This is a genomic window from Streptomyces sp. NPDC005925 (assembly GCF_040638805.1).
Taxonomy (GTDB): Bacteria; Actinomycetota; Actinomycetes; order Streptomycetales; family Streptomycetaceae; genus Streptomyces.
On the sequence record NZ_JBEXVL010000036.1, the window covers coordinates 39,043 to 52,743 of the forward strand.

Here is a 13,701-nt window from a genome sequence, read left to right on the forward strand (position 1 = left end):
GGCGTAATAATGAAAGGCCGTGATCACGAGCCGCTCGCCATGCGCCCGCAATGTCCCTTACGGCGTCAATAAAGAGCCGCACGCCCCGGATTCGGGCCTTCATTGAACAACTGTGGCGCAGCACACGTTTCTTGAAGGTATGGAGGAGCCCCTGGTACCCGTTGTTCTCATGTCCCACTCCGCTCACATACGCAGCCACCGGAAACCCCGCCGCAGCGCGTCGACGATCGCGATGCGGGCCGGAGTTGCCGGTGGCGTCCTCAGCACCCTGGCCGTGGCCGGTGCGTCGGGGCCGGCGAACGCCGCCGAGCCCGCGACGCAGACCCCCGAGCTGCCGACCCTGACGGCCGACCTGGCCGCCGAGGTCGCCGAGTCCGCGGACGTCACGGAGCTGGCCGCCGCGCACTACCAGCTGCGGGCCGAGCGTGACGCAGCCGCCGCCGAGGCGGCCAAGGAGGCCAAGGCCGACCTGGTCGAGGCCAAGAAGAAGGCGGAGGCCAAGAAGAAGGCCGCCGAGGCCGCCCGCAAGGCCGCTGCCGAGCGCGCCTCCCGCAGCACCGAGCGCGCCACGCTGAGCGCGTCCGTGTCGACGCCGGCCGTCGGCAGCGTCGCCACCGTGCTCTCGTTCCTCCAGTCCCAGCTGGGCGACGCCTACGTGATGGGCGCCTCCGGCCCCAACGCCTGGGACTGCTCCAGCCTCGTGCAGGCCGCGTTCCGCCAGGTCGGTGTGGACCTGCCGCGCGTCTCGCAGGACCAGTCGATGGCCGGCACCGACGTGTCGCTGTCCAACCTCCAGCCCGGCGACATCCTGTACTGGGGCGGCAAGGGCTCCGCGTATCACGTGGGCGTCTACATCGGCGCCGGCCAGTACCTGGACGCGGCCAACCCGTCCAAGGGCGTCGTCATCCAGAACCTCTCCGGCTACCCGGCGTCGGGCGCGGTGCGCGTTCTCTGATACATCCGGACACATACGGACATGAAAGGGCCGCTGCCTCGGGGGCAGCGGCCCTTCCGTGTCGCCGGGGCCGGCGTCGGTGGGGGTGTCAGGCCTTGGGGGCCACCTTGCTCAGGCCGTTGATGATGCGGTCCATCGCGTCGCCGCCCGTCGGGTCGGTGAGGTTGGCGAGCAGCTTCAGGGTGAACCGCATCAGCATCGGGTGCGTCAGGCCGCGCTGTGCGGCGATCTGCATGACCTTCGGGTTGCCGATGAGCTTCACGAAGGCCCGGCCGAGCGTGTAGTAGCCGCCGTAGGTGTCCTTCAGGATGCGCGGGTAGCGCCGCAGCGCCGTCTCCCGCTGGGCGGGCGTCGAGCGGGAGTGCGCCTGGACGACGACCTCGGCGGCGATCTGGCCGGACTCCATGGCGTAGGCGATGCCCTCGCCGTTGAAGGGGTTCACCATGCCGCCCGCGTCGCCGACGAGGAGCAGCCCGCGCGTGTAGTGCGGCTGGCGGTTGAAGGCCATGGGGAGGGCGGCGCCGCGGATCGGGCCGGTCATGTTGTCCGGCGTGTAGCCCCACTCCTCCGGCATGGAACCGCACCAGGCCTTCAGGACCTCGCGCCAGTCCAGCTCCTTGAAGGACGAGGAGGTGTTGAGGACGCCGAGACCGACGTTCGAGGTGCCGTCGCCCATGCCGAAGATCCAGCCGTAGCCGGGCAGCAGGCGGTCCTGGGCACCTCGGCGGTCCCACAGTTCCAGCCAGGACTCCAGGTAGTCGTCCTCGTGACGCGGCGAGGTGAAGTACGTACGGACGGCGACGCCCATGGGCCGGTCCTCGCGGCGGTGCAGGCCCATCGCCAGGGACAGCCGGGTGGAGTTGCCGTCGGCGGCGACGACGAGCGGCGCGCGGAAGGTGACCTCGCGCTTCTCCACGCCGAGCTTGGCGGTGACGCCGGTGATGCGGCCGGTGCGGTCGTCGACGACCGGACCGGTGACGTTGCAGCGCTCGTGGAGCCGGGCGCCCGCCTTCTGCGCCTGGCGGGCGAGTTGCTCGTCGAAGTCGTCGCGCCTGCGGACGAGGCCGTAGTCCGGGAAGGAGGCGAGATCCGGCCAGTCGAGCTGGAGCCGCACCCCGCCGCCGATGATCCGCAGGCCCTTGTTGCGCAGCCAGCCCGCCTCCTCGGAGATGTCGACGCCCATCGACACGAGCTGCTTGACGGCGCGCGGGGTCAGTCCGTCACCGCACACCTTCTCCCTCGGGAATTCGGTCTTCTCCAGCAGGAGGACGTCGAGCCCTGCCCTGGCCAGGTGGTACGCGGTGGTGGAGCCGGCTGGCCCCGCGCCCACGACGATCACATCGGCGGAGTTGTCGGAGAGGGGCTCGGTCACGGCGGGATCTCCCCAGGGTTAGAAATCTGAGTGCCGACCGGCACTGGACACGGGCAGTCTATTCAGCGGAATCGATCAACCCACTGAAGGGCTGCCCCGTGAACCGAGCTCTCCCCGCAGTACGGTTGCGCGTCCCCACCGACGAGGACGCGGTCGCCTGGCACCGGGCTTTCGACGACCCGGACGTGATGGAGTTCCACGGCGGCAGGTCCGCCGAGTTGTCGGTCTACGAGGAGCTCACCGCCCGCCAGCGGCGGCACGACGCGGAGCTGGGCCTGTGCCTGTGGACGATGCTCGACGAGGCGGGAGCCGTCATCGGCTTCACCGGCGCCCAGCCGTGGCCGCACTCGTGGGGCCCGGCGGGCGAGCTGGAGATCGGCTGGCGGCTCGGCCGCGGGCACTGGGGCAAGGGGTACGTCACGGCGGCGGCGCGGGAGACCCTGGAGCGGGTGAGCGCGGCGGGCGTCAAGAGCGTGGTGGCGATGGTCGACTCCCGCAACGAACGGTCCATCGCGGTGACCCGGCGCCTCGGCATGGAACTCGCCGAGACGTTCAGGACACCCGCCTCGGAGCGCGAGGGCCACTGCTACCGCCTGATCCTGTGACACACGGTAATCGTCGGCTACGGAAAGGTACATGACGCTTCCGGGCGGCGGAGGGCCGGAGTTACCCTGCCTGTACCGCTGGGGGTGACGTCCGTGCGCCTGACACCCAAGAGTCCGGAAGTGGTCGTGCCGCGCCTCGTCGGCCTGATGGCCGTGGACGCGCGGGAGACGGCCGAGGCGGGCGGGGTGCTGCTCGCCGCGCCCGACCGGCCCGACTTCCTCCGCGTCGTCGTCGACCACGTCGTACGACAGTTCCCGCTGCCCGGGGCCGCCGTGCCGCGGGGCGCCGTCGTCACCGTCTGGTTCGACTTCGGCGACGGGGAGGGCGGCGGGGGCGTCAGGGAGCCCAGGAGGGGCGTTCCGCCGCCGGGCGGCCTGCGGCACGAACTGGGCGAGCCGGAGGGGCCGTACGCGGCCCTCGGCCACCCCTGAGGTCCCGGAGGTCCCGGAGGTCCCGGACGGGGGCGGGGGGCGTCCGCCGCGGGCACACGGCGCATGCGGGGCGGCGACGGCCCACCCGCTCGTGCCTTCTCGCATCCGCCCGTCGTCTCCGGCCCCCGTGGGTCCGACCGTCGGCTCAGGCCGCGTTGGGTCCGACCGTCGGCTCAGGCAGCCTTGTATCCCCGGTGCAGGGCGACGATGCCGCCCGAGAGGTTGCGCCACGCCACCTTCGACCAGCCGGCCCCGCGCAGTTGCCCGGCGAGGGCGGCCTGGTCGGGCCAGGCGCGGATGGACTCGGCGAGGTAGACGTACGCGTCGGGGTTGGAGGACACGGCGCGGGCGACCGGGGGCAGGGCGCGCATCAGGTACTCGGTGTACACGGTCCGGAACGGCGCCCACGTCGGCTGGGAGAACTCGCAGATCACGACCCGTCCACCGGGCCGTGTCACGCGGTACATCTCGCGCAGCGCCGCGCCGTGGTCCTGGACGTTGCGCAGCCCGAAGGAGATGGTGACGGCGTCGAACACGTCGTCCCGGAACGGCAGCCGGGTCGCGTCGCCGGCCGTGAACGGCAGCCAGCCGTGGCGCCCCTTGCCCACCTGGAGCATGCCGAGGGAGAAGTCGCAGGGGACGACGCGGGCGCCGGTGCGGGCGAACGGCAGCGAGGAGGTGCCCGTACCGGCGGCGAGGTCGAGGACCCTCTGCGCGGGCCGGGCGTCCACCGCCTTCGCGACCTCCCTGCGCCACAGCCGCGCCTGCCCGAGGGACAGCACGTCGTTGGTCAGGTCGTACCGGTCCGCCACGTCGTCGAACATCGAGGCGACTTCGTGCGGCTGCTTGTCCAGGGATGCGCGGGTCACCCGCCCATTGTGGCAGCAGGGACCCGGCGCGTACGGCACAGGGCCGGGGGCCGCCGGGGACGGCGCATCAGCGGCGCCGGTGCACGAGGCGTCCCGCGAGGACCGTCGCCACGCAGGTCCCGGCTCCGCGGGCGCTGAGCGCGGCCTCGTCGGGGACGTCGAAGACGGCGAAGGTGGCCTCCCGAGCGGCGACCGCTCCGGCGGGCGGCAGCGGCAGCAGGACCACCTCGCTCAGGCTCCGCCCGCCGGCCAGCGGGTCGAGGGCGGGCGGGCCCGTCGGCTGCGCGGCGCGCGGCCCGGCGGTGAGGCCCGCGCGGCGCACGGCGTCCCGTACGGCGGGCCGCCTCAGGTCGCCCGCGACGGCGACGGTGCCGTGCGCCAGCATCCGCTGCACACCGCGCCGCGCGCTCGCGCCCCAGCGGGCGTCGGTCATGGGCAGGGCGGCGAGGGCGTCCCCGGTGAGCGGTTCGGTGCCGAGCGCGTCGGCCTCGCGCGGGTCGGGGTGGTAGGCCCGCTCCAGCAGTTCGGGCCCGTACGGGTTCAGCAGTGCGGGGGTGAGAACCCCCGGCCACCGGCGGACACGGGCGGCCGGATGCGCGGCGGCCAGCTCCTCGTACGGGCCGATCGCGGCGACGGCGCGGCCGTCGACCAGCACGGCGCCGCCGGGCAGGGGTGGCCCGCCGTCCCCCGGGAGCAGGAGGTCTGCGGCGTGGAGTGTGGGCACGGCGGGGTCAGTTGGACGCGAGCAGCTTCAGCTCGGGGTGGGCCGTGCCGCCCTCGATCGCGGTGGACGAGATGTGCGAGGCCACGCGGTCGTCGACGGGGTCGTTCGCCGGGTCGTCGTGCACGACGAGGTGCTCGTACGTCGTCGCGCGCTGTGCCGGCACCCGGCCGGCCCGGCGGATCAGGTCGATGATCTCCAGCCGGTTGGAGCGGTGCCTGGCGCCGGCGGAGGAGACGACGTTCTCCTCCAGCATGATCGAGCCGAGGTCGTCGGCGCCGTAGTGCAGGGACAGCTGGCCGACCTCCTTGCCCGTCGTCAGCCAGGAGCCCTGGATGTGCGCCACGTTGTCCAGGAACAGCCGGGCGATGGCGATCATCCGCAGGTACTCGAAGATCGTGGCCTGCGTGCGGCCCTTCAGGTGGTTGTTCTCGGGCTGGTAGGTGTACGGGATGAAGGCGCGGAAGCCGCCCGTGCGGTCCTGTACGTCGCGGATCATCCGCAGGTGCTCGATGCGCTCGGCGTTGGTCTCGCCGGTGCCCATCAGCATGGTGGACGTGGACTCGACACCGAGGTCGTGCGCGATCTCCATGATCTCCAGCCAGCGCTCCCCGGACTCCTTCAGCGGCGCGATGGCCTTGCGCGGGCGCTCGGGCAGCAGCTCGGCACCGGCGCCGGCGAAGGAGTCGAGCCCGGCGGCGTGGATGCGCCGGACGGCCTCCTCGACCGGCACCCCGGAGATACGGGCCATGTGCTCGACCTCGGACGCGCCCAGCGAGTGGATGACCAGCTGGGGGAAGGCCTTCTTGATGGCCGAGAAGTGCTTCTCGTAGTACTCGACGCCGTAGTCCGGGTGGTGGCCGCCCTGGAACATGATCTGCGTGCCGCCCAGCTCGACCGTCTCGGCGCAGCGGCGCAGGATGTCGTCGAGGTCGCGCGTCCAGCCCTTGGCGGTGTCCTTCGGGGCGGCGTAGAAGGCGCAGAACTTGCACGCCGTGACGCACACGTTGGTGTAGTTGATGTTCCGCTCGATGATGTACGTCGCGATGTGCTCGGTGCCCGCGTACTTCCGCCTGCGTACGGCGTCGGCGGCGGCGCCGAGCGCGTGGAGCGGGGCGTCGCGGTAGAGGTCGAGGGCCTCTTCGGGGGTGATCCGCCCACCGGCGGCTGCACGGTCGAGGATGGGCTGAAGGTCGGCCTTCTCGGTCACCGGCGTCCCTTTCGTAAGGGTTGTGGACGGACGTCCTCAGCGTACGCCAGCCGGTCTTCGCAACCGACGTCGGCCGGTCCGCACGCCGGGCGTTGCGCGGGGGCTACGTCGTCGCGTCTCAGGCGCCGTACGCGCCCGCGAGGAGCCCCAGGTACGCGCCGCCGATCAGGAACGGCCCGAACGGGATCGCGGTCCTGCGGCCCGCCCTCCGGGCGACGACGAGCGCACCGCCGTAGAGCGCGCCCAGCAGGAACCCGGCGAAGGTGCCGAGCACGACCGTCGGCCAGCCGTACCAGCCGAGGACGGCGCCCGCGCCCAGGGCCAGCTTCACGTCGCCGAAGCCCATGCTGCCGGGGCTGATGAGGAACAGCACGAAGTAGCCGGCGCCGAGCGCGAGGGCGCCGAGCAGGGCGGTCGTCCACTGTCCCGCGTGCTCGGGCGCGAGGGCGGCGAGGCCGAGGAGCGCGAGTGCTGCGCCCGCGAGCGGCAGGGTGAGCGGGTCGGGCAGCCGCTTCACCCGGAGGTCGACGACGGCCAGCAGCACGCCGACCGGCGCGAGCAGCAGCCAGACGGCGAGTTCGGGCCGGGTGCCCGTGGCCGCGCCGAGCACGGCGCACACCAGGCCGGTGACGACGGCGAGGACACCCCCACCGGGCCCGTAGGCCCCACCCGGGTCCGGGGTCCGGCCCGGGTCCGGGGCCCGGCCCGACCCCGAGGTCCCGCCCGGGGCCGAGGTCCCGCCCGACCCCGAGGTCCCGCCCGGGGCCGAGGTCACCCCAGGGCCCTGGGCACCGCCCGGCCCCTGGGCACCGCCGGGCCCGTGGGCACCGGCCCGGCTGGGCGGTTCCGGTACCTGGGCTGCTCCCGACCCGTGGGCCCCGGGCGCCGCCCGTTCCCCGCACTGCCCGCACCGCGCCCGCCCGAGCCATCCGCGCAGCGGGTGCCCGCCGGGGCACAGGGTCCGCCACGCCTCACCGGAGGGTACGGAGAACCGGTAGACGGCGCGTGGCAGCAGAACACCGGCCGCCGCGCCCCACAGGGCGGCGACGGCGACGACGACGACCGACGGATCCGGCACGCTGCCCGCCTTTCCACTCGACGTTCGGTCACTGACGTTCGGTCACTCGACGTTGACCGTTCGACGTCGACGGCCGCATTCCCGACGACTCGGTCTTCGGCCACTCGACCCTCGGCCACTCGACTTTCGGCTGCTCGATCCTCGCCTACCCGACCTTCGACATGCGCGCCTCCGGGTTGCCCGACCTCTCGCTGTCCGACTCGTACTTCAGGTCGTCGCCGACCGGGACGAGGCGCACGGTCGCCCGGGCCTGATTGCAGTGGCCCGCGTTCTTCTCCTCGCCCACCGAGCTCGCCACCAGCTGCTTCTTCGTGACCTGCTTCAGGGTCAGGACGTCGGTGCAGGTGAGGCCGAGCGTGTCCGTCTGGGTGATGCGGCCCAGCTCCTCCCCCACGCGGGCGCGCCGGACCGTGACGCGGAAGGTCCCGGCCGGCAGGGTGCCGTCGAGCACCGTGCCCTGCCCCTGCCAGGTGCCGAGGTAGCGGGCCGGCACCTCGGACGCCGTACCGTCACCGGGGGTCGGGGCCGCCGGCCGGGCGCCGTGGTCCCTGCCCGCGTCGTTGCCCCCGCCGCCGCCCGGCAGCACGTCGAACAGGAACACCGAGCCGACCGTCACCGCCGCCATCGCGCCCGCGACGGCCAGGGCGACTGTGCAGCTCAGCCGCCGGCCGCGGCCACCGGCGCCGGGGGCGGACGCGGCGGCCACGGAGACGGAGAGCCTGCCGGGGTGGTGGGCGGGGCCCCCGTCGGGGGTGGCGGGGCCGGCGGACGGCCGGGGCGGAAGGCCCCCGCCGTCCCCGGACGACGGCCACGCACCACCCCCCGTGCCCGCTGTCGTGCCCGCTCCCGTCATGACCGGCGGCGGTCCGAACTCCCCCACCGTCGGCGCCCCGTGGACCTCCCCGCCCGCCGTTCCCGCCGTGTCCGGTGGCCGTACGGCGGGGTTGCTGAAGTCCACCGGCCCGGACTCGGCACCGGCGCCGTCGGTGCCGGCCCCGCCCGCCGCCTCCAGGTTCAGCAGCTGTACGGCGCTGCGGCTGACCCGCTCCACCAGCGCGCCCGGCAGCCAACCGCCCGCGACGAGGCGGGACGCGCCGCCGGGGGCGAGGCGGCGGGCCAGTTCGGCGGGGGTGGGGCGGGCGGCCGGGTCCTTGGCGAGGCAGGCCGCCGCCGGCTCCCGGACCTCCCCGTCCAGACCGCCGAGTACGGGCTCCTCGTGGACGACCTTGTAGAGCAGCGCGGCCGACGAGTCCCCCCGGAAGGGAGGTTCGCCGGTCGCCGCGAAGGTGAGGACCGCGCCCAGCGAGAAGACGTCGGACGCGCCCGTGACGCCCTTGCCGAGGATCTGCTCGGGTGCCATGTAACCGGGCGAACCGATGGACACGCCCGTCGAGGTGAGGGAGGCCGTGCCGTCCGTGGCGCGGGCGATGCCGAAGTCGATCAGCAGCGGCCCGTCGAGGGTGAGGAGGACGTTGGAGGGCTTCACGTCCCGGTGCACGAGACCCAGCTCGTGCACCGCCGCCAGCGCCTCGGCCAGGCCCGCCCCCAGCGCCCGTACCGTGTGCAGCGGCAGCGGGCCGACGTCCGCGACGGCCGCCGTGAGGGAAGGACCCGCCGCGTAGGCCGTCGCGACCCATGGCACGCGCGCGTCCGGGTCGGCGTCCAGGACGGGCGCGGTCCACGCGCCGCCGACCCGCCGCGCCGCCTCCACCTCGCGGCGGAACCGGGCCCGGAACTCCTCGTCGAGCGCGAAGTGCGGGTGCACGATCTTGACGGCGACCGTCCGGCCGCCCGCGCTGCGCCCCAGGTAGACCCGGCCCATGCCCCCGGAACCGAGCCGGCCGAGCAGCCGGTAGGGCCCCACCACGGTCGGTTCGTCGACGTCGAGCGGCTGCATGGTCATTCCTCCCCCGAGTCCCGGGCGTCCGCCCGGATCCCCCGCACGGACCCGTACGACCCCGTACGCCTGTCCGGCAGCGTAGTGCCGCGGCCCGCGGCGGCCCATGGCCCGGCGGGCGCCGCGAGCCCGTGAGCCCGGCAGGAAGCCCCCTCGCTCCGCCGTCCGTCACGGCTCCAGCAGGTCGACCTTCACCTCGGCCGGGAAGCCGGTGGTCGGGCCGACGCGGCGCGCGAACTCGGCGACCGCCGCCAGCTGCGGTGCGCCGAAGCGGAAGTCGAGGGTGGTGAAGTACCGCTGCAGGACCTGCTCGTCGAAGTCCTCCCAGCGGGCCGCCTGCTCGGCGACCTTGCCGACCTCCTGGAGGGAGAGGTCGCGGGAGGCGAGGAAGGCCTCGTGCACCTGGCGGGTGATCGCCGGCTCGCGCTCCAGGTAGTCGCGCCGCGCCGCCCACACCGCGAAGACGAACGGCAGTCCCGTCCACTCCTTCCACAGCGCGCCCAGGTCGTGCACCTGGAGCCCGAAGCGCGGCCCGTCGTGCAGGTTGGCGCGCAGCGCGGCGTCGCCGATCAGTACGGCGGCCTCGGCCTCCCGCATCATCAGGCTGAGGTCGGGCGGGCAGGTGTAGTAGTCCGGCCGTACGCAGAAACGCTCCGCCAGCAGCAGCTGCGCGAGCCGCACGGAGGTGCGCGAGGTCGAGCCGAGTGCGACCCGGGCGCCGTCGAGGCGTTCCAGCGGGACCTGCGAGACGATCACGCACGACATCACCGGGCCGTCGCAGCCGACGGCGATGTCGGGGAAGGCGACCAGGTCGTCCGCGTTCTTGAGGAACTCGACGAGGGTGATCGGACCGATGTCGAGGTCGCCCTGCACCAGCTTCTCGCTGAGCTTCTCCGGGGTGTCCTTCGTGAGCGCGAAGTCGAGGAGCGTGCCCGTCCTCGCGAGCCCCCAGTACAGGGGCAGGCAGTTCAGGAACTGGATGTGGCCGACACGCGGCCGGGTGCGAGAATTGTCCACATCGTGAGGCTAGCCCTCGGGGATCGGTGCCGGGCCGCCACCCCGCCGGCCGGCCCGCCCGTCCCCGTCGCCCCTCCCTGGCGCTCCCTGGTCACCGCCCTCGGCACGCCCCTCCGCCGTCCGCCCCTACCGCCGTCCGCGCCGCCTCCGTTCCGGTTGTCGGAACCCCCTCGGCGGGCTTCTCGCGAGTGCGGCTATAGGCCCGAGGAAGAGATCTTCAAACATTCGGGTGAAGTGATCTTGGCCTCTATTGCATCAGGACCTCTGCGTGCTAGGCTCGCCGCAAGTTGCAGTTTGGTTTCCCTTGCAGTACAGAGCCTGCGGAGCATGTGACCGCGGGCTCTCGTCATTCTCAGGCATAGGCAGTTGTGCAGAATTCTCTTCTCACACTTGCTGGTTCTGGAGCAGGGCAACCCTTTGGGCCCAAGGAGGGCTTATGGCTACCGGAACCGTGAAGTGGTTCAACGCCGAAAAGGGCTTTGGATTCATCGCCCAAGAAGGCGGCGGCCCCGACGTCTTCGTCCACTACTCCGCAATCAACGCGACCGGTTTCCGTTCGCTTGAGGAGAACCAGCAGGTGTCTTTCGACGTCACTCAGGGCCCGAAGGGCCCGCAGGCGGAGAACGTCACCCCTGTCTGACAAGTAATACCCAAGGAGCCCCGCGCCGTCAGGCGACGGGGCTCCTGCCCTTTTCCGCGCCTCCGCCGCCCCCGTTTTTCACATGCACGGGCCCATTCACTTCCCCGCACCCCCTTCGCCGCCCACCGGCGGTGAACTTCCGGTGAACCGCCGCCGTCCTCGTCGGAGAACCCGTGTGACCGGAGCGGCACTGTCAGTGGCCCCCGCTATGGTCCCGCCCATGACGCCCGAGCAGGACACCCCGGAAACAGTCCGGACACCGGCGGCCCCGGAGTCAGGGGTCGCCCCCGCCCCCTTCCTCACCACCACGCGGATCTTCTACGACGCCATTGCCGAGGACTACCACGGCCTCTTCCGGAACGAGCCCAGTGCGCCGATGGACCGGGCGGTGCTGGCGGCGTTCGCGGAACTGGTCGGGGCGGGCGGCCGGGTGGCCGACCTGGGGTGCGGTCCCGGCCGGGTCACCGCCCATCTCGCCTCGCTCGGGCTGTCCGTCCACGGCCTCGACCTGTCGGCGTCGATGCTGGCCATCGCCCGGCGCGAACATCCGGGGCTGCGGTTCGAGCAGGGCTCGATGCTGGACCTGGACCTGCCCGACGGGGCCCTCGCGGGTGTCGTGTCCTGGTACTCGACCATCCACACGCCCGACGACCGGCTCCCCGACGTCTTCGCGGAGTTCGCACGCGTGCTGGCGCCCGGCGGGTACCTGCTGACCGGTTTTCAGGTCGGCGACGTGCCGCGTACCCACGACCGGCCTTTCGGCCACCCCGTCTCCCTGGACTTCGTACGCCGCCGGCCGGAGCACATCACGCCCCTGCTGGCGGCGGCGGGCCTGACCCTGCACAGCCAGACCGTCCGTGCGCCGGACGCCGACAAGGGCGAGTCGACTCCGCAGGCGGTCCTGATCGCCCGCAAGTAGGCGGCCTCCGTGAGGCGGCCCCGCCGAGGCAGGCCCTCCTCCGCGGGGGCCTCACGCCGGCCGTTCGTCCCGGACGCCGAGAACGGTCGCGCAGTCGCTCCACGCCACGCCGCTCAACAGGGGCCGCAGGCGGGTGAACAGCTCCAGCAGTTCGGGGCCCCACCGCTTGCGGAAGGCGGGGTCCTGCCGGGCGAGGTCGAGTTCGTCGGCGGCGATCAGTACGGCCAGGTCCCGCCGCAGGCCCGGTTCCAGGGCGCGGGTGCTGCCGGTGAAGCGGTCGTGGAGCGGGGCGCCCGGCTCGGCGAGCCCGGGATACGTGGCCTCCCGGTCGCAGCTGCCGTAGGCGTACACGATCGCCTCGGCCTCCGTTCCGATCACGGCCGCCAGGTCGCCGCGGCGGCCCAACGGGAGCAGGGCGGCGGGGAAACCGTCGGTGCCGTAGGCGGCGTGACAGAGGCCGGCGAGCCGGAGGGCCGGGCGTGCCTCCCAGGCGATGAGCTGCGCCCGCACCCGGTCGAGGTGGGCGAGCAGGGTGCCGCCGGGGTGCGAGAGCGCGTCGGCACCCGACCGGAGCAGCAGCACCCGGGCCCCTTCGGCAGCGGCGGAAGCGGAAGCCGGGACGGGAGCGGAGCCAACGGCCGGGACGGAGGCGGAGGAAGCGGAGTCGGCGGCCGGGCGGGAGGCGGAGGAAGGCACGGTCGGTGTCCTTTCCGGGAGCGGGTCGTGGTGGGTCGGCACCCGCTCCACCCCGCCCCGGTCCGGATCTGGCGGGGCGCGGAGCGGGTTGCCGCCCGGGCCCTGCGACGATCGTCGTACAGCCCCGGGAGCCCAGTCAATCCTTGCCTTTTGTCTCCAACCCCAAGTGTTAGCTTGGATGTTGTGACGTTGGACGACCTTCGCGTGTTCGTGGCGGTGTGCCGGGCCGGCAGCCTCAGCGCGGTGGCCCGCGAACTGGGCTGTACACAGTCGGCGGTGAGTCAGCACGTGAAGCGGCTGGAACGGGAGACCGGCGTCGGCCTGCTGGAACGGCAGCCGCGCGGCGTCGTACCCACGCAGGCGGGCCGGGTTCTGGAGGCGGCCGCGGCGCAGGGCATCGCCGGCCTCGACCTGGCACTGCGGCGGCTGCGCGAGCTGGTGGAGGGTGAGCGGGGCTCGGTGCGCGTCGCCACGGGTGCCACGACCGTGCGGCACTTCATGTCGGACGCGGTGGTCGCCTTCCGGCAGCGGCACCCGGACATCAGCCTGGAGTTCCGTACGGAGAGTTCGAGCCGGGGCTGCTTCGACGCGCTGGCCGACAGTGACCTGGACCTGGCGTGGATCACGCTGGGGCCCCCGGTGCGCGGCATCGAGCAGCGCCCCGTCATGGACCTCCCGTGGGTCCTGGCCGTACGGTCCGGAGACCCGCTGGCGGACCGCCCGCAGGTGACCGCGGCCGACCTGGAGGGCCTGCGCCTCATCCGTCTGCCGCCGAACTCCGCGTCCGCCGCGCACCTGGACGCCGCCTGCGCGCGGCTGGGGGTGCGCTTCGCCTACGACACGAGCGTCGCCGACTGGGACACGGCACTCCTGCTGGCCGAACTGGGCCTGGGACGGGCGGTGGTGCCCGCGCTGCCCGGCCTGGACGTGCCCGGCAAGGGCGGCGGCCTCCGCCTCGTTCCCCTCCCGGCCGTGCCGCCGCTCACGGTCGGGTGGGCGGTCCGCCGCTGGGACGCCCTGAGCCCGGCGGCCCGCGCCTTCGCGGACACGGTCCTGGACAGCTGCCGCCGCAACGCGGGCCCGCTCGCCTCCCTGTCCGAACCGCCCGACCCGCCCGACCCCACCGACCCGCCCGGGACATCCGAAACGGCCCCCGGGCCGCGCCCCCGCGTCCGCACCGTCCCCGGACAGCGCACCTAGGTGTACTCGGCCATGAGGTTGGTAACTCGCGTCGCTAGTTGATCAGGAAGAGACCTCCGGGCGTAGTGGAGATGCCTGTCTTCACCACAA

Annotated in this window: 14 protein-coding genes; 6 read left to right on the forward strand and 8 right to left on the reverse strand. The window is 73.3% G+C overall.

What is annotated here, in order from left to right:
* The first annotated feature begins 139 nt into the window (after positions 1-139).
* Positions 140-955, forward strand: a complete 816-nt coding sequence (locus ABZ354_RS26525; protein WP_358660856.1) for a C40 family peptidase — start codon at positions 140-142, stop codon at positions 953-955.
* A gap of 88 nt (positions 956-1,043) precedes the next feature.
* On the opposite strand, the gene ABZ354_RS26530 is transcribed toward ABZ354_RS26525, so the two are convergent.
* Positions 1,044-2,327 (reverse strand): geranylgeranyl reductase family protein, encoded by a 1,284-nt coding sequence (locus ABZ354_RS26530; RefSeq protein ID WP_358660858.1) that lies wholly within the window; start codon positions 2,325-2,327, stop codon positions 1,044-1,046.
* Between the two features lie 98 nt (positions 2,328-2,425).
* On the opposite strand from ABZ354_RS26530, the gene ABZ354_RS26535 reads away from it, so the two are divergent.
* Positions 2,426-2,932, forward strand: a complete 507-nt coding sequence (locus ABZ354_RS26535) for a GNAT family N-acetyltransferase (protein ID WP_358660860.1) — start codon at positions 2,426-2,428, stop codon at positions 2,930-2,932.
* A gap of 93 nt (positions 2,933-3,025) precedes the next feature.
* Complete coding sequence (locus ABZ354_RS26540) at positions 3,026-3,364, forward strand: PASTA domain-containing protein (protein WP_358660862.1); 339 nt, start codon at positions 3,026-3,028, stop codon at positions 3,362-3,364.
* Positions 3,365-3,537: 173 nt separating this feature from the next.
* Here the strand turns inward: ABZ354_RS26540 and ABZ354_RS26545 are convergent, their stop codons facing one another.
* From ABZ354_RS26545 to ABZ354_RS26570, 6 genes are all read right to left on the reverse strand, one after another.
* The gene (locus ABZ354_RS26545) at positions 3,538-4,233 is read right to left on the reverse strand and encodes a demethylmenaquinone methyltransferase (protein WP_358660864.1); all 696 of its coding nucleotides are present in this window, start codon (positions 4,231-4,233) and stop codon (positions 3,538-3,540) included.
* A gap of 67 nt (positions 4,234-4,300) precedes the next feature.
* Positions 4,301-4,957 carry a hypothetical protein gene (locus ABZ354_RS26550; RefSeq protein ID WP_358660866.1) on the reverse strand — a complete coding sequence of 219 codons (657 nt, stop codon included), beginning with the start codon at positions 4,955-4,957 and terminating at the stop codon, positions 4,301-4,303.
* A gap of 7 nt (positions 4,958-4,964) precedes the next feature.
* The gene (gene mqnC / locus ABZ354_RS26555; RefSeq protein WP_358660868.1) at positions 4,965-6,164 is read right to left on the reverse strand and encodes a cyclic dehypoxanthinyl futalosine synthase; all 1,200 of its coding nucleotides are present in this window, start codon (positions 6,162-6,164) and stop codon (positions 4,965-4,967) included.
* A 118-nt stretch (positions 6,165-6,282) separates the two neighbouring features.
* Positions 6,283-7,242, reverse strand: coding sequence for a prepilin peptidase (locus ABZ354_RS26560; RefSeq protein WP_358660870.1), 960 nt, complete (start codon positions 7,240-7,242; stop codon positions 6,283-6,285).
* A 145-nt stretch (positions 7,243-7,387) separates the two neighbouring features.
* Complete coding sequence (locus tag ABZ354_RS26565) at positions 7,388-9,139, reverse strand: serine/threonine-protein kinase (protein WP_358660879.1); 1,752 nt, start codon at positions 9,137-9,139, stop codon at positions 7,388-7,390.
* A gap of 168 nt (positions 9,140-9,307) precedes the next feature.
* Positions 9,308-10,156 carry a menaquinone biosynthesis protein gene (locus ABZ354_RS26570; protein WP_358660872.1) on the reverse strand — a complete coding sequence of 283 codons (849 nt, stop codon included), beginning with the start codon at positions 10,154-10,156 and terminating at the stop codon, positions 9,308-9,310.
* Between the two features lie 436 nt (positions 10,157-10,592).
* Between ABZ354_RS26570 and ABZ354_RS26575 the strand changes: the two genes are divergently transcribed.
* Both ABZ354_RS26575 and ABZ354_RS26580 read left to right on the forward strand, forming a co-directional pair.
* Complete coding sequence (locus ABZ354_RS26575) at positions 10,593-10,796, forward strand: cold-shock protein (RefSeq protein WP_004984723.1); 204 nt, start codon at positions 10,593-10,595, stop codon at positions 10,794-10,796.
* 220 nt (positions 10,797-11,016) lie between these two features.
* Complete coding sequence (locus ABZ354_RS26580) at positions 11,017-11,715, forward strand: class I SAM-dependent methyltransferase (RefSeq protein ID WP_358660873.1); 699 nt, start codon at positions 11,017-11,019, stop codon at positions 11,713-11,715.
* A gap of 51 nt (positions 11,716-11,766) precedes the next feature.
* Here the strand turns inward: ABZ354_RS26580 and ABZ354_RS26585 are convergent, their stop codons facing one another.
* Positions 11,767-12,297, reverse strand: coding sequence for a DUF6817 domain-containing protein (locus ABZ354_RS26585; RefSeq protein WP_358660875.1), 531 nt, complete (start codon positions 12,295-12,297; stop codon positions 11,767-11,769).
* 297 nt (positions 12,298-12,594) lie between these two features.
* Between ABZ354_RS26585 and ABZ354_RS26590 the strand changes: the two genes are divergently transcribed.
* Positions 12,595-13,611, forward strand: a complete 1,017-nt coding sequence (locus ABZ354_RS26590; protein ID WP_358660877.1) for a LysR family transcriptional regulator — start codon at positions 12,595-12,597, stop codon at positions 13,609-13,611.
* Positions 13,612-13,701: the final 90 nt, after the last annotated feature.

What these genes read in the sequence shown, in the direction of transcription:
- ABZ354_RS26525 (WP_358660856.1), top strand. Translation starts at nt 140, where the DNA reads ATGGAGGAGCCCCTGGTACCCGTTGTTCTCATGTCCCACTCCGCTCAC.
- ABZ354_RS26565 (WP_358660879.1), bottom strand. Translation starts at nt 9,139, where the DNA reads ATGCAGCCGCTCGACGTCGACGAACCGACCGTGGTGGGGCCCTACCGG.
- ABZ354_RS26575 (WP_004984723.1), top strand. Translation starts at nt 10,593, where the DNA reads ATGGCTACCGGAACCGTGAAGTGGTTCAACGCCGAAAAGGGCTTTGGA.
- ABZ354_RS26580 (WP_358660873.1), top strand. Translation starts at nt 11,017, where the DNA reads ATGACGCCCGAGCAGGACACCCCGGAAACAGTCCGGACACCGGCGGCC.